Genomic DNA, 18,564 nt, shown 5'->3' with positions numbered 1-18,564 from the left:
ATCTATTTTTCTGATGAAAAGAAGTTAATACCTCGTATTCCAGTATTAATTTGTAAAAATTTAAACCTTATTTTTCTTTATTTGTTTTTTGTAGATTTTCAATGGAATGAATTCTATTTTTCGCGAGATTCCAAAGAAATCGACTCATCAAATGGAGTGTCACATGTATCTATCCGACGCATTTATGAGCTCACGGTTTGATGATGCTGGCAGTACAGAAGTCACATCTACTGTCTTTGGGCGCATGTGGCCGTCCGACATGAAGGGTCAGCAGAACCAGCCGGTGCGAGTCTTTCTGGTTGACGAAGACAGCCATGTCAGGAATGTGATCTCGCAGGAACTCATGCGTGATCCGCGCACTCTTCTGGTAGGGCAGGCCTCCAGCTATAGAGAGGCTCGTAAGAACATCTTTTTGCAAGATTTCGATGTGCTCCTCATTGACCTGTCTCTTGGTGAAGGCCAAGGAATCGAGTTGCTGGAATCGATCCAACTAAAGAGGCCTGACGTGCTGAGCATTGCAATTTCTGCAAGTGAAAACGACGACGCGGCCATGAATGCTCTTAAAAGAGGCGCTGTTGGGTACCTAGTGAAGAACTCATGGTTTGGAAGCTACTCGCAAGCTGTGCTGGAAGTTGCGAATGGTGGAGCCGCTATATCTCCAGTAGTGGCAAAGAAAATCATTCCAAAAATATTCAAGGCCAATTTTCATGAGGAAAGTATCTTCAAACACAAGAGCTTTGAGTCGCTGACTGAAAGAGAAGTGGAAATATTGAAATTGATAGCCCAAGGAAAAAACTCTCTAGAGGTCGCGTCCTACTTGCAAATAAGCCCTTTGACAGTGTCAACGCATATAAAAAATATTTACGGAAAGATGCAAGTAAGAACCAGGGCGCAAGCCGTCAGATGTGCAATATTGATAGGTATTATTTGAATACTGTTGTTAAGTGTGCTCTAGGTCTTAAAGGTGAAAATACTCCGTCTTAAATCTCATATTGAAATGATATTTGAGTCTGAAATATTTTTTGCAGATTTCTTTATAGAGAAATTTCTTTCATGAGGTGGAAGGAGCTTTTACCTGGTCACTTTCAAGCATGTGCTCCTTGTTGGGCAAAGCGTGCGTGCTGTTTTCACATGGCTGCGATCCAGCAGCTTTGATGCTTCATCGATGTCATGGATGGGCCGGCCGCGAAGTTGCGCATGTCGCACATAGGCATGGCGCGCATTCGTTTGCCAGCCTCTTTATTGCCGGTGACAAGAGTGAGGTTGCCCCGTTGCAAGAGCTGTTCGATACATTCAAAGAGTGGGCGGGACGGGAGGTTGTGAGGCAGCCTCCTTATGAAGCAAATATGAGCTGACCACTGCACTCTATTCGGCGGCACTGGGAGGGGGAGTCAATGAATGGGGATACCACTCCGAAATGACCGATGCTGCATGCGCATGTGCTGATCGCCAGAGGTCGTTCTGGCTGGAGCCAGGATGGTCTGGTAGTTCGATGTGTCTATCAGCCGCGCGAATAGCGAACCAAATGCCATGCTCCCAGTCCTGGTCTCGTTGCAGTTTCTTGAGGGCAGGTGCAGTAATCACGATCACTCTCTTATTGCCCGCTCTTGCATAGCCGATCTCAACCAGCGTTCCAAAAGCCTCCAGGTCTTCGAGATAGGCGACAACAACGTCGGCCCGTGAGATGCCTTGAAGAGCTCCGCGATAGGCAGCGCTTTGTGGATTGGAGGGAGAGTAAGAATTCGCGCCATGCATGTGTCCATGGCTGCCATTTTTCGCTTTCCATGGACCTGAATACATGAACCTCGTACGAGTTCCGTGAAATAGCATTTCTTCCGGCGGCGCGATCAGCACATCGGTATCTGAATTCTCGATCCCTAGATCACCAAGTGCCTTGGATCTGGATACGTCGAAGATTCGCCAACAGGAAAACTCTCTGCCCGGGTCCTCATTGTCTAAATCTGTCCCCATTTTTCCCGCCATGTAGACGACAGGTAGAGCCAGTTTCGCTTGGCGGATTGCTTTGCTCGCCTGCAGCCAGTTTTCGACATCCGTTTCAAACCAGCCAATGGCTCTGTTGCTCATCGGTGTGGGATGAGGAAACTTGTCCTTGCGCAACAGCTTGTAGAGCATCGATCTTGATAACCCAGTCCGTGTCAGAACCTCATCCATAGGGATGACATTCTTCGTGAAGCGTGACTTGCTATCCGTAGGCATGTGGTTTCTTGAGCTCGTGTGCTAGGTGGATGAGCTGGCGTTAATTAATGCAATAAGTATTAATTTCCGATAGCCATACCCAATGTAGGATTGGCTCTGACATTGTTGTCGAATACGAACGATTTGTATTAATTTTGTATTTTGATCTGCTTTCACTCTTCGGAGGGACATGACGTTACCGCCGAGCCTGCCTGCTTCGTGGAGGCAAATTACGAGCCGGTCGGCATGTCGCGAACCCGCAGCATGGGATGCAAGGTATTGGGGAGGGAAATTACGAGGCTTGTGGGGCGCCAGGCAGACTGAAGCCATCGCTGGATGGGGGCGCCTCTGTCCAAGGCGAGAGCTGCCATCTCGCCACGCAAGCGGGAGGACACTGGCGTGCTTTCGGATGTCGTCGCATGGTTTTTGCGCCAATCGTTTTTTTGAGATGCGCCAAATCGCAAATTGCGAGGGGACCATTGCGGCAAAGAAAAAAGCCGTTAAGTCTTTGAGACTTAACGGCTTTTTGTATGTGGTGCCCGGGGCCGGAATCGAACCGGCACGCCTTGCGGCGGGGGATTTTGAGTCCCCTGCGTCTACCAATTTCACCACCCGGGCTTCGCTTAGCGCAGACGCGAATTATGGCACAGTATTGGACATGAAAACTTATTCGACCATCGAACATGCTATCGGTCACACGCCGCTGGTGGCATTGCAACGCATCGGCGCGGATGCAAACCGTGAACGTGCAAACGTAGTGCTGGGCAAGCTCGAAGGCAACAACCCGGCTGGCTCCGTCAAGGACCGGCCTGCGCTGTCCATGATCCAGCGTGCTGAAGAGCGCGGCGAGATCAAGCCGGGCGACGCGCTGATCGAGGCAACGTCGGGCAACACCGGCATTGCCTTGGCCATGGCTGCAGCCATCAAGGGCTATCGCATGATTCTGATCATGCCCGAGGACCTGTCCATCGAACGCGCACAGACCATGAAGGCTTACGGCGCCGAACTGATTCTGACGCCCAAGAGCGGTGGCATGGAATATGCGCGCGATCTGGCCGACCAGATGGTGGCCCAGGGCAAGGGTGTGCTGCTGGATCAGTTTGCCAACCCCGACAATCCCAGGGCCCACTATGAAACCACAGGGCCGGAGCTGTGGGAGCAGACCGGTGGTGAGATCACCCACTTTGTGAGTGCCATGGGTACTACCGGAACCATTACCGGAGTGGCCAGGTTCCTCAAGGAAAAGAACCCGAACATCAAGATCATCGGCGCTCAGCCTTCCGAGGGATCGCGCATTCCTGGCATCCGCAAGTGGCCCGAGGAGTATCTGCCCAAGATCTATGACGCTTCGCTGGTCGACGAGCTGGTCTATGTGACGCAGGACGATGCCGAAGACATGGCCCGCCGCATGGCGCGCGAAGAGGGCATCTTCGCGGGTATCTCGGCTGCCGGTGCCCTGTGGGTGGCCCAGGAAATTGCCAAACGCGAGCAGAACGCCACCATCGTGTTTGTGGTGTGCGACCGTGGTGATCGCTACCTCTCTACAGGCGTGTTTCCGGCTTGAGCAATGTCTTTTGCGTGATAGCGCAAAAGAGAATCAACGCTCCAAATGACAGTCAGCGCTTATCCATCAAGCGCTGGCTGCTATCAATATCAAGAATAGGACTTACGCAAACAAGAATGCAACAGCGGCCTGCCTTCTGAGACAGACGCCTCGCCTGAACCCGTTTTGCGTAAGTCGTGAAGAATACGGAGAGCCTCATGGCTTATGAAGTCCGCTTTTGTTCCAACTGCGCGACTGAGCTGCAATGGATTGTGGCCAGCGAGGACAGCGGTGAGGTACAGCGTCTGCGCTGCCCGAGCTGCGGGTTTACGCATTGGGGCAATCCCACGCCGGTGCTGGCGGCCGTGGTGGAAGGTGATGACGGCCGGGTGCTGCTGGCGCGCAATGCGCTGTGGCAGGAGGGCGTTTTCGGTCTGATCACCGGCTTCATGGAGGCTGGTGAATCGCCTGAAGCCGGTATCTGTCGCGAGGTTCTAGAAGAGACGGGGCTGCGCGTGAAGGCACTGCGTCTGCTGTGCTGCTCGGAGTTTCTGCGCATGAATCAGGTGCTGATTGCCTACCATGTGCGCGTGCAAGGCCGGCCTGAGGATGTGAAGCTTTCTCCCGAGTTGCTGGAATACCGTTGGCAGACAGCCCAGGAGTCGCTGTGCTGGCCTGCGGGCACCGGCTATGCTCTGGCAGAGTGGATCAAGCAAAAAGGCTTCGAGCCACGTTTTGGTGCTTTTCGTCCCGGCCAGAATCCCGAGCCTGACCCTGCCAAATGGCCTGTGCGACGCTGGGCTGAGGACACTCGCTTTACGGTGGCACCGGCTCTGGATTGAGCAAAGACCGCGCTGGCGCTGCCAGCGCCCGGTTTTTCTACAATCGGTGCTGACGAGGAATCCACCCCATGTACGTAGACCAAGAAGTTGACACCCGCGGCCTGAACTGTCCGCTGCCCATTCTCAAGGCCAAGAAGGCGCTGGCTGCCATGCAAAGCGGCCAATTGCTCAAGGTCGTGGCCACGGATACCGGCTCCATCCGGGACTTTCAGGCCTTTGCCAAGCAGACCGGCAACGAGCTGGTCGAGCAGCAGACGGTGGGGGATGAGTTCATCCATATCCTGCGTCGGCGCTGAGCGCTGAATCGGTCTGAGAGCATTGGACGGACAAAAGGCCTGCAAGCGCAGGCCTTTTGTCATCAGAGCGGCTTTGGCCGATCTTGCTTATAGGCTCAAGCTCTTGAGGTATTCGCGAAAGCTGTCGCCCACATCGGGGTGCTGCAGCGCCAGCTCCACCGTGGCTTCCAGAAAGCCTTCCTTGCTACCACAGTCATAGCGCTTGCCTGCATACTGGAAGGCATAGACGGCTTCATGAGCCATCAGCCGTTCGATGGCATCGGTCAGCTGGATCTCGCCACCCACACCCTTTGGCTGGTTGCGGATCTCGTCGAAGATGGCGGGAGTCAGCACGTAACGGCCCGCCACACCCATGCGCGATGGCGCTTTCTCGGGAGCGGGCTTTTCCACGATCTCATCGATGCGCATCAGTGGGCCGCCCGCAGGCTCGCCCTTGACGATGCCGTAGCGCTTGGTGTGCTCGAGCGGAACTTCCTGAACGGCCAGCAGGGAGCGGCCCTGTTTCTGGAAAGCGGCCGTCATCTGCGCCATCACGCCGGGGCCGCCATTCTCTCCTGTCATCAGGTCGTCGGCCAGAATGACGGCAAAGGGTTCATTGCCGACCAGGGGTTGCGCGCACAGAACGGCATGGCCCAGGCCCAGGGAGCGGGGCTGGCGCACGAACAGGCAGTTCATATCGGCCGGGCTGACGCTGCGCACAAGGTCCAGCATGGCCTGCTTGCCGGCATTCTCCAGCTCGTTCTCGAGTTCGTATGAAGTGTCGAAATGGTCTTCAATGGCCCGCTTGCTGCGGCCGGTGACAAAGACCATGTCGCGGATGCCTGCCTCGTACGCCTCTTCCACGGCGTACTGGATCAGCGGCTTGTCCACCACAGGCAGCATTTCCTTGGGCGAAGCCTTGGTGGCGGGCAGAAAACGGGTGCCCAGGCCTGCAACTGGGAACACGGCTTTGCGGACGCGGGTTTGATTGCTCATGTGCTTGTCTTTTCTGGATGGAAAAAAGGCGCAGTTGCCTGCGCCTTGTTTTTGGAGGGAGTTTAGCGGGGTTTAGCCCAGACGAGCGAGCTGCTCGTTGATGCGTGTCAGTGTCGCGCCGAAGTCGGCCAGGCGCTTGCGCTCCTGTTCCAGCACTGCGGCTGGAGCCTTGGCGCAGAAGGCCTCGTTGCTCAGCTTGCCGTTGGCCTTGACGATCTCGCCTTCGAGGCGCTTGGCTTCCTTGGACAGGCGGGCCTTCTCGGCTGCAACGTCGATTTCGACAAACAAAGCCATGCGGATGTCGCCCAGGACGTTGACCGGAGCAGTCTGTGCGGCGGTGGCCCATGCGGCTTCGTCATCGAACACCTTGACTTCGCTGAGCTTGGCCAGGTTCTTGAGTACGTCGGCATTGGCGCGCATAAATGCCGAGTCCTCGGCATTGCCGGCCACGGTGAGCAGCGGCAGGCGTTGAGCGGGCGACACGCCCATCTCGCCACGCAGCGCGCGGCAGGCATCCACCATCTGCTTGATGCGGCCCACGTAGGCGATAGCGGCTTCGTCGATCTTCTCCGGCTGTGCTTCGGGGTAGCGTGCCACGGCGATGGAGTCGCCCTTGAGGCCGGCCACGGGCGCAACCTGCTGCCACAGTTCTTCCGTCACAAACGGAATGATGGGGTGGGCCAGGCGCAGAATCGCCTCCAGCGTACGGATCAGCGTGCGGCGCGTGGCGCGCTGCTGGGCCTCGTTGCCGGTCTGGATCTGCACCTTGGCGATTTCCAGATACCAGTCGCAGAACTCGTTCCAGACGAAGTCGTAAATCGTGTTGGCGACATTGTCCAGGCGGAACTCGGCAAAGCCCTTGGCCACTTCTGCCTCGACCTTTTGCAGCTGCGAGCTGATCCAGCGGTCGGGCTGGCTGAAGTGCATATAGCCGGCGAACTCGCCGCCCGGTTGGCACTGCTCCTTGGTGTGGGGTGCCAGACCGCAGTCATGGCCTTCGCAGTTCATCAGTACAAAGCGCGAAGCATTCCAGAGCTTGTTGCAGAAGTTGCGATAGCCCTCGCAGCGCTTGCTGTCGAAGTTGATGGAGCGGCCCAGTGACGCCAGGGCCGCAAAGGTGAAGCGCAGTGCGTCCGCTCCGTAGGCGGGGATGCCTTCGGGGAATTCCTTTTGCGTGTTCTTGCGCACCTGGGGCGCGGTCTCGGGCTTGCGCAGGCCGGTGGTGCGCTTTTCCAGCAGCGGCTCCAGCGAGATGCCGTCGATCAGATCCACGGGGTCCAGCACATTGCCTTCGGACTTGCTCATCTTCTTGCCTTGCGCATCGCGCACCAGGCCGTGGATGTAGACATGCTTGAACGGCACGCGACCCGTGAAGTGCGTGGTCATCATGATCATGCGGGCGACCCAGAAGAAGATGATGTCGTAGCCGGTCACCAGCACCGAGGAGGGCAGGTAGAGGTTGAAGTCGTCATCGGCCGCATGGCCCTGCTCGGGCCAGCCCATGGTGCTGAACGGCACCATGGCGGAGGAGTACCAGGTGTCCAGCACGTCGGCATCGCGGGTCAGCTTCTTGCCGGGGGAAACCTTGTCAGCTTGTGCCTGGGCTTCGGCTTCGTTCTTGGCAACGTAGATATTGCCTTCTTCGTCATACCAGGCAGGAATCTGGTGGCCCCACCAGAGCTGGCGCGAGATGCACCAGTCCTGGATGTTGTTCATCCACTGGTTGTAAGTGTTGACCCAGTTCTCGGGCACAAACTGAACTTCACCGGAAGCGACGGCGTCGATGGCCTTCTGGGCGATGGACTTGCCGCTCGGGTCCTGGTCGCTGACCTTGCTCATGGCAATGAACCACTGGTCGGTCAGCATGGGTTCGATCACCTGGCCGGTACGGTCGCAGATGGGCACCATCAGCTTGTGCTTCTTGATCTCGACCATCAGGCCCAGCTCTTCCAGGTCGGCCACGATGGCCTTGCGGGCCACGAAGCGGTCCATGCCGCGGTATTTCTCGGGCGCCTCGTCGTTGATCTTGGCGGTCAGCGTCAGCACGCAGATCATGGGCAACTTGTGGCGCTGGCCCACCTGATAGTCGTTCTGATCGTGGGCAGGCGTGACCTTGACCACGCCGGTGCCGAACTCTCGGTCCACGTATTCGTCGGCGATGATGGGGATCTGGCGGCCCACCAGGGGCAGGGTCACGGTCTGGCCGATCAGGTGCTTGTAACGCTCGTCTTCGGGGTGGACCATCACGGCCACGTCGCCCAGCATGGTTTCGGGGCGGGTGGTTGCGACCACCAGATTGCCTTCGCCGCTGGTCAGCGGGTAGGCGATATGCCACAGGCTGCCGTCCTTTTCCTGGTTCTCGACTTCCAGGTCGGAGACTGCAGACTGCAGCACCGGATCCCAGTTCACCAGGCGCTTGCCGCGGTAGATCAGGCCTTGCTGGTACAGCTTCACAAAGGTCTCGGTCACCACCTTGGACAGCTTGTCGTCCATGGTGAAGTACTCACGGCTCCAGTCCACGGTGTCGCCCATGCGGCGCATCTGGGTGGTGATGGTGTCGCCGGACTTTTCCTTCCACTCCCAGACCTTCTTGGTGAACTCGTCGCGGCCCAGGTCATAGCGGCTCACGCCCTGGGTCTGCAGCTGGCGTTCCACCACGATCTGGGTGGCGATGCCTGCGTGGTCGGTTCCGGGAATCCAGGCCGTGTTGTAGCCCTTCATGCGGTGGTAGCGTGTCAGCGAGTCCATGATGGTCTGGTTGAACGCGTGGCCCATGTGCAGCGTACCTGTCACATTGGGTGGGGGCAACTGGATGGAGAAGTTGTTGCCTGCAGCGGTAGCTTCGGTACCGGGCTTGCCTGTGCCGCGATAGCCGGCATTGCCGTAACCGCGCTTTTCCCACTCAGGGCCCCAATGGGCTTCGATGGAGGCAGGTTCAAAAGACTTGGAGAGGCTGTCGAGGCCGGGCTGTTGAATGGTGTCGCTCATGGCTGCGTTACAAGAACTCTGGAAATGAAAACGGCATCCTGAAAAGGGATGCCGTCTGCATGAAAGATAAGGACGGATTGCCAATGATTTTAGCGATCCGATCCAGTGATGAGCGCGGTAGGTCTTATTTCGTCCTCTTGCGCTTATTTATCAAGCGCTTGTAGCTATTGAATTAGCGAGACTGCGCTTGAACAAGCATGTACCACGCCAGAGACGTCGAGTAAGGCCTGGGCAGCCCCAACCGCCCCGCAGCGAGGGCGTCGTCCCTCTTGGGGGAAGCGGCGTAGCCGCTCAGGGGAGTTACTTACCAGGAACAAACTCCGGCCGGTCGTTGTTCTGCGGCTTGAGGGGAGCGCTGGACTTGCCCTCGGCACGTTCCTTGCGCCACTGCTCCTTGCGGGCCGTCCACTCGTCCAGGCGCGCATGGGCGGTCTTGCTTTCCTTGAGCATCTGCAGCTCGTCGGCCAGCTGGGCCGTCAGCTCCAGGCGGATGCCGTTGGGGTCGAAGAAGTAAATGCTCTTGAAGATGTGGTGATCTGTCACGCCCAGCACTTCCACGCCGCAGGCCTGCAGGCGGGCCTTGGTGTTTTCCAGCTCCTGGACGGAGTCCACTCGGAAGGAGATGTGATTGATCCAGATCGGAGTGTTGGGTGAGGGCAGGGCCGCTTCGTCGTCGCCAATGTCGAAGAAGGCAATGAAGGAGCCGTCCTTGAGGCGGAAGAAGAAATGGGTGTAGGGGCAGTATTCGCCCGTGGAAGGGACATAGTCGCTCTGGATGATGTGGTAGAGCGGCAGGCCGAGGATGTCCTCGTAGAAGTGACGAGTCTCTTCCGCATCCTTGGCCTTGTAGGCGTAGTGGTGCAACTGCTGCACGGCGGCAGGTGCGGGCAGCTGGCTCATGTCCGCACGCCGGGGCTGGGAGTAAACCGGGGTAGGGGCGGCTTGGCTCATGCGATGTCTCCTTCAATTGTGTGAGTGGATTGATTCTACTATTCGTAATTGATTAACCTAAAGTAAATTTTTTTGATGAAGGGGATTTGTGTCTGAAGCATGCCGCAGACGCAAAAAAGCCCGGACCGCTTGCACGGGCCGGGCCAAAGAGAGAGCCCGCAAGGGGCTTCACTCGAGAGTCTTTGCGGACCTGGATTACTGCTTCACAGCTTCGATCTGCAGGACCAGGCGCACTTCCTTGGGGAAGCCATAGGGGATGCCGTAGTTCACGCCCCACTGGGTGCGGTCGATGGTGGCCTCGAAGTCGCCGCCGCAGACTTCACGCTTTTGCAGCATGGGGCTTTCGTAGCAGGTGAACTTGTTGGCCTTGACGGTGATGGGGGCGGTCTTGCCCAGCAGGGTCAGCTGGCCGGTCACTTCCTTGAGCTTGTCGCCGTCAAACACGAACTTGTCGGAGACAAATTTGGCTTCGGGGAATTTTTCCACGTTGAAGATGTCGGCGCTTTGCAGATGCTTGTTGAAGGAGGGCGTGCCGGAGTTCACCGAAGTCATGTCCAGAGTCACTTCGACCTTGCCGGTCTTGGCTGCCTTGTCGAACTGAACGTTGCCGCTTTTCTTGTCGAAGCGGGCACGGTTGGTGGAGGCGCCAAAGTGGTCGATCTCGAAAGTCGCAAACGTGTGTGTGGGGTCGATGGCGTAAGTGGCTGGTGCCGCCTGGACAGCGGTGGCAAACAGGGACGCAGCGGCCAGAGCGAACAGAGTGGAACGCATGGTGAATACTCCTTCAGGGATTGGAACTATCAAAACATGAGCTTTCAGCGCTTGCCTATCAAGCACTGGAGCCGAAAAACGCTTAAAGCTTGCCGACGCCAGTCAGAGCCAGCTTGAATTGCACATTGACCTCGTCGGCCACCATGGAGGTGTCCTTCCAGTCGCCATCGCCGATCTTGAAGTTCAGACGCTTGAGCGCCAGCGTGCCGGCGGCCGTGGTGGTGGCGCCGGACTGGGTCAGCGTCACGGGCAGGCTCACCTTCTGTGCATTGCCCTTGATGGTCAGCGTGCCGTCCACCTGGAACTTGCCACCGCCCAGAGCCTTGACGGCGCTGGAGTCAAAAGTGGCCTGAGGGAATTTGGCAACGTTGAACCAATCTGCCTTGGGCAGTTCGGCATCGGTTTCCTTGGCGCCCATGGTGGCGCTGCCGGTATCGACCGTGAAATGGATCTTGCTGCTCTCGGGTTTGGCGGCGTCGAAGGCAATCTGGGCGTCGAACTTCTTGAAGTGGCCCTTGAGCGGCACGCCCATCTGCTTGGCTTCAAAGTTGACGGCGCTCTGTGCGGGCACCAGGGCTTGAGCGGCCTGTGCGGTGTTGCCCAGGAAAGCGGCTGCAATCAGTGCAGAGGAAAAAAGGACTTTCATCAAAAACTCCTTGTGATGAACATACAAAAAACTCAAAAGCCGGTACGGCTTGAAGGAGCGAGACAGCAAGCAAGCGCCGCCGCGCAGCAAAGCTGTTGTCCCCAGGGGGGAAGCGGCGGGGCCGCCCCGGCAACGCCGCTCAGGGGGACTATTGGCCAGGAACCATGCGTGACAGCAGTCCGTCGCGGTCAATGACCTGATGCTTGATGACGGCAGCGATATGCATCACCACCAGGGCTGCCAGCGCATAGGCCAGATAGCCATGCCAGGGCTTGAGCGATTCGGCCAGCTCGGGGCTCTTGCTCACCAGGTCAGGCAGGGGCAATTGTCCGAACAGCACGATGGGAAATCCTGCTGCCGAGCTGTACATCCAGCCCACCAGCGGGATGGCAAAGAACAGCGCATACATCAGGTGATGCACGCCATGGTGGGCCAGGCGCTGCCAGCCCGGCATGGTGCGGGTGACGGCTTCGGGCAGCTCCGGTGGTCGGTGGGTGATGCGCCAGACCAAGCGCAGCACGGACAGGATCAGAATCGTCATGCCGGCCCATTTGTGCCAGTTGAAGTACTTGAGGCGTGTGGGCGAGAAAGGCAGGCCTGTCATATAGAGGCCAAAGGCGAAGATGCCGGTCAGTGCCAAGGCCAGAACCCAGTGCAGGGCGATGGCGGTACCGGTGTAGCGGGAGCTTGAGTTCATGGAAACTGCAATCAGAAAGTGCGGGTCGCGGGCGCTGGGGACCCGCTGAAATTGATATGCAGTGTATGAAGCGGCGAATGCAAAAAGGTTCAGCAGGATTGAGGGCTCGATTCAAAAAAGCTGAATGTCCGAACCAAAAAGCGCTGGCTTCAGCAAGGTCGTCGAACATTCGATGCACAGCGAAGTGGGCGCATGCCGTTTTGCATGGCAAGCACTAATAAAGGAAGTTGGTATTGATGGGTATCAATTTTCCGAGTATTTAACTTGTGAATTTAGGTGGCAACAAATCATGCAGGCTGCTGTTTCTATACTCCGCGCCTCTTAGTCTTTTCAAAGACCAAAGCGTGGCGGACGGCCAAGGCTGGCGATATGTGGGTAGAAATGCCGACAACAACTGCAGCCGTTATCACCTGCTTTTTGACTCTCGGACGCATACAACGTTCGGGAATACATAGTCATCTAGCGATGTGCCCACGCCAGTCCTTGCTGTTGTTGTGCGCATTGCAGCAAGGAGTTGGAACCGTGTCCAAACTGGACTTGAATCGGCGCAGTTTTCTGAAGGCTGCCGCCGCCATGGGCGTGATTGCGAGTGTGCGCCCGGTCAAAGACGCACTTGCGGAATTGATAACGCCCGCCAGCGGTCAGGAGACCCACTGGATCAATGGCAACACGCTCAACTACCGCCGCGACGGCATGGCCAAGGTCACCGGGCAGAAGGTCTTTGCCATCGACCTGCGCGCCAGGGACATGCAGGGCTGGCCTGCGCAGCAGTCGCATGCGCTGACCATCCATATCCCGCGCGCCGACCGCATCTACGAAGGCCTGGATCTGTCGGTGCTGGGCAGCGACTACCAGCCTGATGTGCTGATCGACGCCGAGTCCATCGCCGCCGACGGCGTTGGAATGCCCGAGCCGGGCTTCTATGGCGAGTTCTTCGTCAAAAAGGGCCAGGTCTCTCCCATGCTGGGCCACCCCGTGGCCGTGGCCATCTGGCACGACTACGAGAAGTTCCGCGTGGCCAACCAGCGCCTGCGCTTCAATGACGCGATCTTCCGCTTCGGAGCCGAGGCTGCCCAGCCGCCACGCGCACCCTATGTGGCCGCGCGCTACGTACGCGTGCAAGGCGAGGACGGCTATGGCGAGGACAGGTTCTCGCCCATGAAGAACACCGTCATCTGGCCGCAGCTCGATGAAAAAGGCGTGCACTGGCCCGACAGCAGCCATCCCGCCTTCGGCGCGCTGATGGGCGAGTCGGCACGCATCCAGGCCGAGATGAAACAGCCTAGGGACGGCTTGCGCGCGTTTGCACGCAAGTACTACAGCCAGTCCATCGAGCATGTGGCCATGGAAATGGAAAACGGCCTGGCCTGGTATGAGCGCGATAGCGGTGCGCTGCATATGGTTGCCGCGAGCCAGGCGCCCTACGGAACGGCCGAGCATGTGATGCACATGCTCAAGGACAGCAAGCTGCCGCTGAACCAGCTCGACTACATCAGCTCCTACACCGTGGGCTACGGCCAGAAGGAGCACCATCCCTTCCCGTTCTACGTGGCACTGGCGTCGCTGTATGCCCAGGGCCGCCCGGTGCGGCTGGCGCTGGACCGCTGGAAGCACTTCCAGTTCGCTCTCAAGCGCCACCCCTTCGACGTGGAGACAGCGATCTCGGTGGACAAGGACGGCAAGTTCCATGCGCTGACCTGCCATATGGTGGGCGACGGCGGCGGCGTGACCAACTTCAGCCCCTCGGTGGGCACGGTGGCAGTGACGGCGGCGCAATCCATTTACTACTTCCCCGAGAGCGACCTGTCGACCGAGGTGTACCCCTCCATCGGCGTCACGGCCGGCTCCATGCGCGGCTACGGCACGGTGCAGTCCATGGCCTACACCGAGATGCTGGTCGACGAGATCGCCCAGGAGATCGGCCTCGATGCCATCGAGCTGCGCCGACGCAATGTGCTCAAGAGCAGCATGAAGAACACCCAGGGCGCCTCGCCCTCGGGTCATTTGCGTATCGGCGAGATCCTCGACATGGCCGCGAAGGACCCGATGTGGACCGAGCGCGCCAAGCGCAAGGCCGACTTCGAGGCAGCCAACCCCGGCCTGCGCTACGGCATAGGCTTCGGTGCCGTGCAAAAGGACTTCGGCACGGGGGCAGAAGCCTCGATCGCGCAGCTCGAGATCACGCCCGAGGGCCGCATCAAGATGCGCCACATCGCCACCGAGATCGGCACCGGCAGCACCACGGCACAGCTGGTGGCGGTCGAGCCCTTCCTGGGGCGCCCGGCGGACGACGTGGACTTCGCGGTGAACCACTGGGACAACCTGCCGCTGCACACCAAGGACGAGCCCTACACCACGCCCCAGGCCAAGGAAGACGAGCTGGCGCGGGACCCGACCTGGACACCGCGCCTGGTCTCGCCGGTATCGGCCTCGAACTCGGCCTACTACTTCCGCCACGCCACGCAACAGGCGGCGCAACTGCTGCTCAAGCTCTGCCTGTGGCCTGCTGCCCAGTCAATCTGGTCCGGCAAGGAGGGTGGGGGGCAGATGCTGCCCAGCACCGTCACCGAAGACATGCTGGAGTGGCGCGATCGCATGCTCGTGGCCGAGGGCCTGGAGCCGTTGAGCCTGGAGCGCCTGGCCGAGCGCGCACACGAGCTGGGCATCGTGACCGGCGTCTGCGTGCACGCCTTCAATCGCTGGGCCTGGGCCAAGGCCGACTTCACGGTCGAGGGCAGGAAGTTCCAGGCCATGATCGACGCCCTGTCCGTGCAGTACGGCAAGGGAGCTAGCGAGGCCAAGAAGGCCGCGATGAAATCCGGTGGCTATGCCTTCATCGCACGCGACAAGGTCTATTACCCGCCGGTGCAGCGCACCAATGCGGGCACAGTGTACTACGCGCCCTGCGCCACCATGGTGGAGCTGTCCGTGTCCCCGGGCACGGGCAAGGTGAACCTCCTCTCGCACAAGACCTGGCTGGAATGCGGCACGCAAATCGTGCCCGAGCTGGTCTCCGGCCAGATCCAGGGCGGTGTGGCCATGGGCATTGGCCATGCGCTGTACGAAGACCTGCCGCGCCATGAGAGCGGCCCCGGCAACGGCCAGTGGAACCTGAACCGCTACCACGTGCCGCGTGCCAGCGAAGTGGCCGTGTGGAAGGCCGAGGGCGTGGTGCTGCCGCCGCTGTCGCGCACCGATCCGCCCAAGGGCATGGCCGAGGTGGTGATGATCCCGGTGGTTGCCGCCTGCGTCAACGCCATCGCCCATGCTACGGGCAAGCGCTTCCATGCGACCCCCGAGACCCCCGACAAAATCAAAGAGGCACTGTGATGCAGGACCGTATTCAATTTTCCGCCACTATCAATCGCAAACAGGTAGGCCCCGTCGACGTTCCCAAGGACTTGATGATGATCGAGTTCCTGCAGGAGTACGCGGGCATGAACGGCACGCGCCTGGGCTGCGGCCAGGGCGTGTGCCGCGCCTGCACCATCATCGTCGACGATCCGGAAAAAGGCTCGATCACCGTGCCCGCCTGTGTGACCGGCGTGACCTGGCTCAACGGCAAGACCATTCGTACCGTGGAAGGCATTGCCTCCGTGGACGACAAGGGCGTGGTCCATCCCTCGCCGGTGCAAAAGGCTTTTCTCGAGCATTACTCCTTCCAGTGCGGCTACTGCACGCCCGGTTTTGTGAACTCGGCCACCGTGCTGGTGGAAAAGCTCCAGAAGCAGCCCGTGCCAGCCGATGAGGTGGAAAAAGCCATCGAGGAACAACTGGAGCCCCATATCTGCCGCTGCACCGGCTATGTGCGCTACTACAACGCCGTGCGCGACGTGATCCTGAAGACGCCGGGCCTGACCACAGGCAAGCGCAGCAAGGAGGTCGTGAACAATGGCTAAGACCTGGATCAAGGGCCTGGGCGCAGCCGCCGTGCTGGGTGTGCTCGTGGCCGGAGGCATGTATCTGTACGGCAGCGCAAGCGGCGACGTCCCGCCGGCCACGGTGGACTTTGCCAAGCTGGGCCCGCAGGAGTTCGATGCGCTCTACAAGCGCGGCGAGCAGGTGTTTCGCGGCGGCGACTGCGCGGCCTGTCACAGCTCGCCCGCCACGGGGGCGGAGCTGGCGGGCGGTGTGCCCATGGTCACTCCCATGGGCACGCTTTACGGTAGCAATATCTCGCCTTCCAAGGAGCACGGCATCGGCGGCTGGACGGCCGACGATCTGTACCGCGCAGTGGCCGCCGGCATGGCGCCAGGGCGCAAGAACCTGTATCCGGCCATGCCTTATGCCAGCTACCACCAGATCACGCGTGCCGATGTCGATGCACTCTGGGTGTGGCTGATGAAGCAGCCGGCCGTGGAAGTCGCCAACAAGCCCAGCGAGATGAACTTCCCGTTCAGCATCCGTCCTGCCGTGGCCATGTGGAATGCGCTCAATCGCCCCGCAGCCAAGGAGTTCGACATGTCGGTGGACGAACTGGTGCGCGGCAAGTATCTGGTGGATGTGCTGGGTCACTGTGCCGAATGCCACAGCCCGCGCACCAAGGCCACCTTCGCCATGGATGGCTCGCGCTATCTCGAGGGCAATACCATCGAGGGTTCCTACGCTCCGGCGCTGACCCCCGATGCCCTGAGCGAGCGCGGCTGGACCAAGGACGATCTGGTCAAGTTCTTCCGCACCGGCCTGTCGCCGCAAGGGGTGATGACTTTCCGCATGTCATCGGTGCTCGAGCATTCCACCTCGCGCATGGCGGAGGCCGATGTGCGCGCCATGGCCGCCTATCTGACCCAGAACCGCGAGATGCCCGGGCCGAAGGTCAAGTCTGCCGAGGGGCAGACCAGCGTCAAGGGCGAAAATCTGTACCTGGGCTTGTGCGCGGGCTGCCACGGTGCGCAGGGCCAAGGCCAGCCGCATTCGTCGGTGCCCATGAGCACCAACACCACGGCCATGTTCCCCACGCCCATCAACCTGATTCGAGTGATCCGCGAAGGCGTGCACGAGCGTGACCTGGCCCATGGCGAACGCATGCAGACCATGCCCGGCTATGCCGACAAGCTCAGCAACGAGGAGATGGCCGACCTGGTCAACTACATGCGTCAGACCTGGGGCGGCCGCCCTGGCGACGTGACCGCCGCGCAGGTGGCAGAGCATGTGAAGACCATAGAGCACAGCAAGTAAGTCCAGACCTGGCTTGAGGCCACGGTCGCTCGCGGCTTGCCGCGGCGGCCGTGGCCTTTTGCTTTGCGCTCGGCGAGAGCAGGGTAGTTGGCCGCACAGCGTCCGCGCAACTCAGTGCCGCAGTAGCGGCTGGCCTGTTGCTTGTAAGCCGTGTCGGAGCGCGCCTATTCGTCCTGCGCCGGATTGTCCGGCAGCACCACCATGGCCTGGGCTGCGAGCTTCCAGGCGATGGCCGAGGCCTCCATATCGCCACGGTGCTCGGCCATCAGCGCCAGGCGCTGCCAGGCGCGCGTGCGCAACTGGGGGTCTTGCAGCAGCGGTGCGGCGCGGGTCAGCAACTGCTGGGCCTTGCCCCATAGCTCACGCTGCACGCAGGCCACGCCGGCCAGGTATTGCAGGCGCGATTCGCGCGGGTTGGCATTGGCTGCGGCTTCCATGCGAGCCAGCCAGGCTCCATCCAGCTTGCCCAGGCTTGACTGCAACACTTCCACCAGCTTGGGTAGATGGGTTTCCGTGCGTGGTCCGGGCTGAGTCAGCAAATGCTCCCACACGGGCAGCAGCCAGGCGCGTGCCTGCTGGGCTTCGCCACCCAGCTCGATCAGGCGTTCCGTGGCAGGGATGGCCACTTCGGGCATGGCACGCTCGTCTTCGTCCAGCGACAGCCAGAACTGCTGCAGCGACGAAGTGTCACGTGCGTCGCGAATGCTGGCAAGCAGCAGGCCGCGCACCACGCTGGCCGAGGCCGCGGGAGAGAAGGCGCGGTGCTTGGCCAGCAGGCGGGCGGTGTCGAGCGCAGCCTGCGTGTCGCCGGACAGGCGTGCGGCCTTGAGCTTGATGCGCAGGGCAATCGTGCGGCGGCCTGCGCCCAGCGGCAACTCGCCCAGGCGGCGAATCGATTCGGCGGCATCGCGGTCATCCAGTGCCCAGCGGGCCGCGCGCATCTGGGCGCCTTCGCGAATTTCCATGTCCTGGGTGTTGCCGGGGATGGGCAGCACGTCCAGAGCCTGTTGCCAGTGCTTGTCGCGCAAGGAGGCATCCTGCAGGGCGTGGGACGCATCGGCGGCGATCAGATGGGCCGTGGCGTTCAGGCGTTCGCCATAAGGCAGGCCGGCCTTTGCTTCGCGCAGCGATTGCTCGGTGGACAAGGCGGCCAAAGCCGATTTGCGGGCGCGCAAAAAGCGGCCGGCCTGCAGATGCGAGAGCGCTTCGAGCAGGCTCTGGTTCATGCCGCGCTCTTTTTGCTGCATGCGCCAGCGGCGTGCCTGATGCGGCATCTGCAGCAGCACTGCCAGGGCACGCAGCGCGGCATAAAGCAGCACAAATGCCAGAAAGAGCAGAACCAGGGCCAGGTTCAGCGACATGTCCACCCGGTAGGGCGACCAGAACCAGGTGACCGAGCTCTGGTTATTGCCGGCAAACAGTGCCATGGCCACGGCCACGGCAAACAGACCCATCAACCACAAGGCGGCGCGCATCTCTGT

At 59.9% G+C, this 18,564-nt stretch carries 16 protein-coding genes and 1 tRNA gene; 8 read left to right on the top strand and 9 right to left on the bottom strand.

The features are described 5' to 3' along the window. The first annotated feature begins 163 nt into the window (after positions 1–163). Positions 164–931 carry a response regulator transcription factor gene (locus EIC84_RS16785; RefSeq protein ID WP_003069110.1) on the top strand — a complete coding sequence of 256 codons (768 nt, stop codon included), beginning with the start codon at positions 164–166 and terminating at the stop codon, positions 929–931. A gap of 434 nt (positions 932–1,365) precedes the next feature. Here the strand turns inward: EIC84_RS16785 and EIC84_RS16780 are convergent, their stop codons facing one another. Together EIC84_RS16780 and EIC84_RS16775 are read right to left on the bottom strand one after the other, a co-directional pair. Then, entirely contained in the window at positions 1,366–2,217 is an 852-nt protein-coding gene (locus EIC84_RS16780; RefSeq protein ID WP_003069111.1) for an AlpA family phage regulatory protein, read from the bottom strand. A gap of 512 nt (positions 2,218–2,729) precedes the next feature. After that, positions 2,730–2,814, bottom strand: a tRNA-Leu gene (locus tag EIC84_RS16775). 40 nt (positions 2,815–2,854) lie between these two features. On the opposite strand from EIC84_RS16775, the gene cysM reads away from it, so the two are divergent. From cysM to EIC84_RS16760, 3 genes are all read left to right on the top strand, one after another. Next, positions 2,855–3,760 (top strand): cysteine synthase CysM, encoded by a 906-nt coding sequence (cysM, locus tag EIC84_RS16770; RefSeq protein WP_003069113.1) that lies wholly within the window; start codon positions 2,855–2,857, stop codon positions 3,758–3,760. Between the two features lie 197 nt (positions 3,761–3,957). Further along, positions 3,958–4,581: an NUDIX domain-containing protein gene (locus EIC84_RS16765; protein WP_003069116.1), complete on the top strand. Its 624-nt coding sequence runs from the start codon at positions 3,958–3,960 to the stop codon at positions 4,579–4,581. Between the two features lie 68 nt (positions 4,582–4,649). Next, positions 4,650–4,877: a sulfurtransferase TusA family protein gene (locus tag EIC84_RS16760; protein WP_003069118.1), complete on the top strand. Its 228-nt coding sequence runs from the start codon at positions 4,650–4,652 to the stop codon at positions 4,875–4,877. A gap of 87 nt (positions 4,878–4,964) precedes the next feature. Here EIC84_RS16760 and galU read toward each other — a convergent pair whose 3' ends face one another. The 6 genes from galU to EIC84_RS16730 form a co-directional block, all read right to left on the bottom strand. Next, on the bottom strand, positions 4,965–5,852 hold the full coding sequence (galU, locus tag EIC84_RS16755) for a UTP--glucose-1-phosphate uridylyltransferase GalU (RefSeq protein ID WP_003069120.1): 888 nt from the start codon (positions 5,850–5,852) through the stop codon (positions 4,965–4,967). A gap of 72 nt (positions 5,853–5,924) precedes the next feature. Next, positions 5,925–8,840, bottom strand: coding sequence for a valine--tRNA ligase (locus tag EIC84_RS16750; RefSeq protein ID WP_003069121.1), 2,916 nt, complete (start codon positions 8,838–8,840; stop codon positions 5,925–5,927). 300 nt (positions 8,841–9,140) lie between these two features. Next, the gene (locus tag EIC84_RS16745; protein WP_003069123.1) at positions 9,141–9,791 is read right to left on the bottom strand and encodes a VOC family protein; all 651 of its coding nucleotides are present in this window, start codon (positions 9,789–9,791) and stop codon (positions 9,141–9,143) included. Positions 9,792–9,986: 195 nt separating this feature from the next. Next, a complete protein-coding gene (locus tag EIC84_RS16740) occupies positions 9,987–10,562 on the bottom strand; it encodes a YceI family protein (protein ID WP_003069125.1) in 576 nt (191 codons plus the stop codon). 82 nt (positions 10,563–10,644) lie between these two features. Beyond that, positions 10,645–11,208, bottom strand: a complete 564-nt coding sequence (locus tag EIC84_RS16735) for a YceI family protein (protein WP_003069127.1) — start codon at positions 11,206–11,208, stop codon at positions 10,645–10,647. A 148-nt stretch (positions 11,209–11,356) separates the two neighbouring features. Beyond that, the gene (locus EIC84_RS16730) at positions 11,357–11,905 is read right to left on the bottom strand and encodes a cytochrome b (RefSeq protein ID WP_003069128.1); all 549 of its coding nucleotides are present in this window, start codon (positions 11,903–11,905) and stop codon (positions 11,357–11,359) included. A 124-nt stretch (positions 11,906–12,029) separates the two neighbouring features. On the opposite strand from EIC84_RS16730, the gene EIC84_RS16725 reads away from it, so the two are divergent. The 4 genes from EIC84_RS16725 to EIC84_RS16710 all read left to right on the top strand — a co-directional run bounded on the left by EIC84_RS16725 (position 12,030) and on the right by EIC84_RS16710 (position 17,083). Then, on the top strand, positions 12,030–12,230 hold the full coding sequence (locus tag EIC84_RS16725) for a hypothetical protein (protein WP_123975029.1): 201 nt from the start codon (positions 12,030–12,032) through the stop codon (positions 12,228–12,230). Between the two features lie 197 nt (positions 12,231–12,427). Further along, complete coding sequence (locus EIC84_RS16720; RefSeq protein WP_003069130.1) at positions 12,428–15,235, top strand: xanthine dehydrogenase family protein molybdopterin-binding subunit; 2,808 nt, start codon at positions 12,428–12,430, stop codon at positions 15,233–15,235. Continuing rightward, a complete protein-coding gene (locus EIC84_RS16715; RefSeq protein WP_003069132.1) occupies positions 15,235–15,804 on the top strand; it encodes a (2Fe-2S)-binding protein in 570 nt (189 codons plus the stop codon). Before EIC84_RS16720 ends, EIC84_RS16715 begins: the two co-directional genes overlap by 1 nt. Then, positions 15,797–17,083, top strand: coding sequence for a cytochrome c (locus tag EIC84_RS16710; RefSeq protein WP_003069134.1), 1,287 nt, complete (start codon positions 15,797–15,799; stop codon positions 17,081–17,083). Before EIC84_RS16715 ends, EIC84_RS16710 begins: the two co-directional genes overlap by 8 nt. Positions 17,084–17,247: 164 nt before the next feature. On the opposite strand, the gene EIC84_RS16705 is transcribed toward EIC84_RS16710, so the two are convergent. Next, positions 17,248–18,558 carry a heme biosynthesis protein HemY gene (locus EIC84_RS16705; protein ID WP_003069135.1) on the bottom strand — a complete coding sequence of 437 codons (1,311 nt, stop codon included), beginning with the start codon at positions 18,556–18,558 and terminating at the stop codon, positions 17,248–17,250. Between the last annotated feature and the right edge of the window lie 6 nt (positions 18,559–18,564).

Origin of the sequence: Comamonas sp. A23, from assembly GCF_004522605.1 — a bacterium.
GTDB lineage: Bacteria > Pseudomonadota > Gammaproteobacteria > Burkholderiales > Burkholderiaceae_C > Comamonas > Comamonas thiooxydans.
This window is presented reverse-complemented; position numbering and strand designations above follow the sequence as displayed.

What these genes read in the sequence shown, in the direction of transcription:
- EIC84_RS16785 (WP_003069110.1), top strand. Translation starts at nt 164, where the DNA reads ATGTATCTATCCGACGCATTTATGAGCTCACGGTTTGATGATGCTGGC.
- EIC84_RS16780 (WP_003069111.1), bottom strand. Translation starts at nt 2,217, where the DNA reads ATGCCTACGGATAGCAAGTCACGCTTCACGAAGAATGTCATCCCTATG.
- cysM (WP_003069113.1), top strand. Translation starts at nt 2,855, where the DNA reads ATGAAAACTTATTCGACCATCGAACATGCTATCGGTCACACGCCGCTG.
- EIC84_RS16765 (WP_003069116.1), top strand. Translation starts at nt 3,958, where the DNA reads ATGGCTTATGAAGTCCGCTTTTGTTCCAACTGCGCGACTGAGCTGCAA.
- EIC84_RS16760 (WP_003069118.1), top strand. Translation starts at nt 4,650, where the DNA reads ATGTACGTAGACCAAGAAGTTGACACCCGCGGCCTGAACTGTCCGCTG.
- galU (WP_003069120.1), bottom strand. Translation starts at nt 5,852, where the DNA reads ATGAGCAATCAAACCCGCGTCCGCAAAGCCGTGTTCCCAGTTGCAGGC.
- EIC84_RS16750 (WP_003069121.1), bottom strand. Translation starts at nt 8,840, where the DNA reads ATGAGCGACACCATTCAACAGCCCGGCCTCGACAGCCTCTCCAAGTCT.
- EIC84_RS16745 (WP_003069123.1), bottom strand. Translation starts at nt 9,791, where the DNA reads ATGAGCCAAGCCGCCCCTACCCCGGTTTACTCCCAGCCCCGGCGTGCG.
- EIC84_RS16740 (WP_003069125.1), bottom strand. Translation starts at nt 10,562, where the DNA reads ATGCGTTCCACTCTGTTCGCTCTGGCCGCTGCGTCCCTGTTTGCCACC.
- EIC84_RS16735 (WP_003069127.1), bottom strand. Translation starts at nt 11,208, where the DNA reads ATGAAAGTCCTTTTTTCCTCTGCACTGATTGCAGCCGCTTTCCTGGGC.
- EIC84_RS16730 (WP_003069128.1), bottom strand. Translation starts at nt 11,905, where the DNA reads ATGAACTCAAGCTCCCGCTACACCGGTACCGCCATCGCCCTGCACTGG.
- EIC84_RS16725 (WP_123975029.1), top strand. Translation starts at nt 12,030, where the DNA reads ATGTCCGAACCAAAAAGCGCTGGCTTCAGCAAGGTCGTCGAACATTCG.
- EIC84_RS16715 (WP_003069132.1), top strand. Translation starts at nt 15,235, where the DNA reads ATGCAGGACCGTATTCAATTTTCCGCCACTATCAATCGCAAACAGGTA.
- EIC84_RS16710 (WP_003069134.1), top strand. Translation starts at nt 15,797, where the DNA reads ATGGCTAAGACCTGGATCAAGGGCCTGGGCGCAGCCGCCGTGCTGGGT.
- EIC84_RS16705 (WP_003069135.1), bottom strand. Translation starts at nt 18,558, where the DNA reads ATGCGCGCCGCCTTGTGGTTGATGGGTCTGTTTGCCGTGGCCGTGGCC.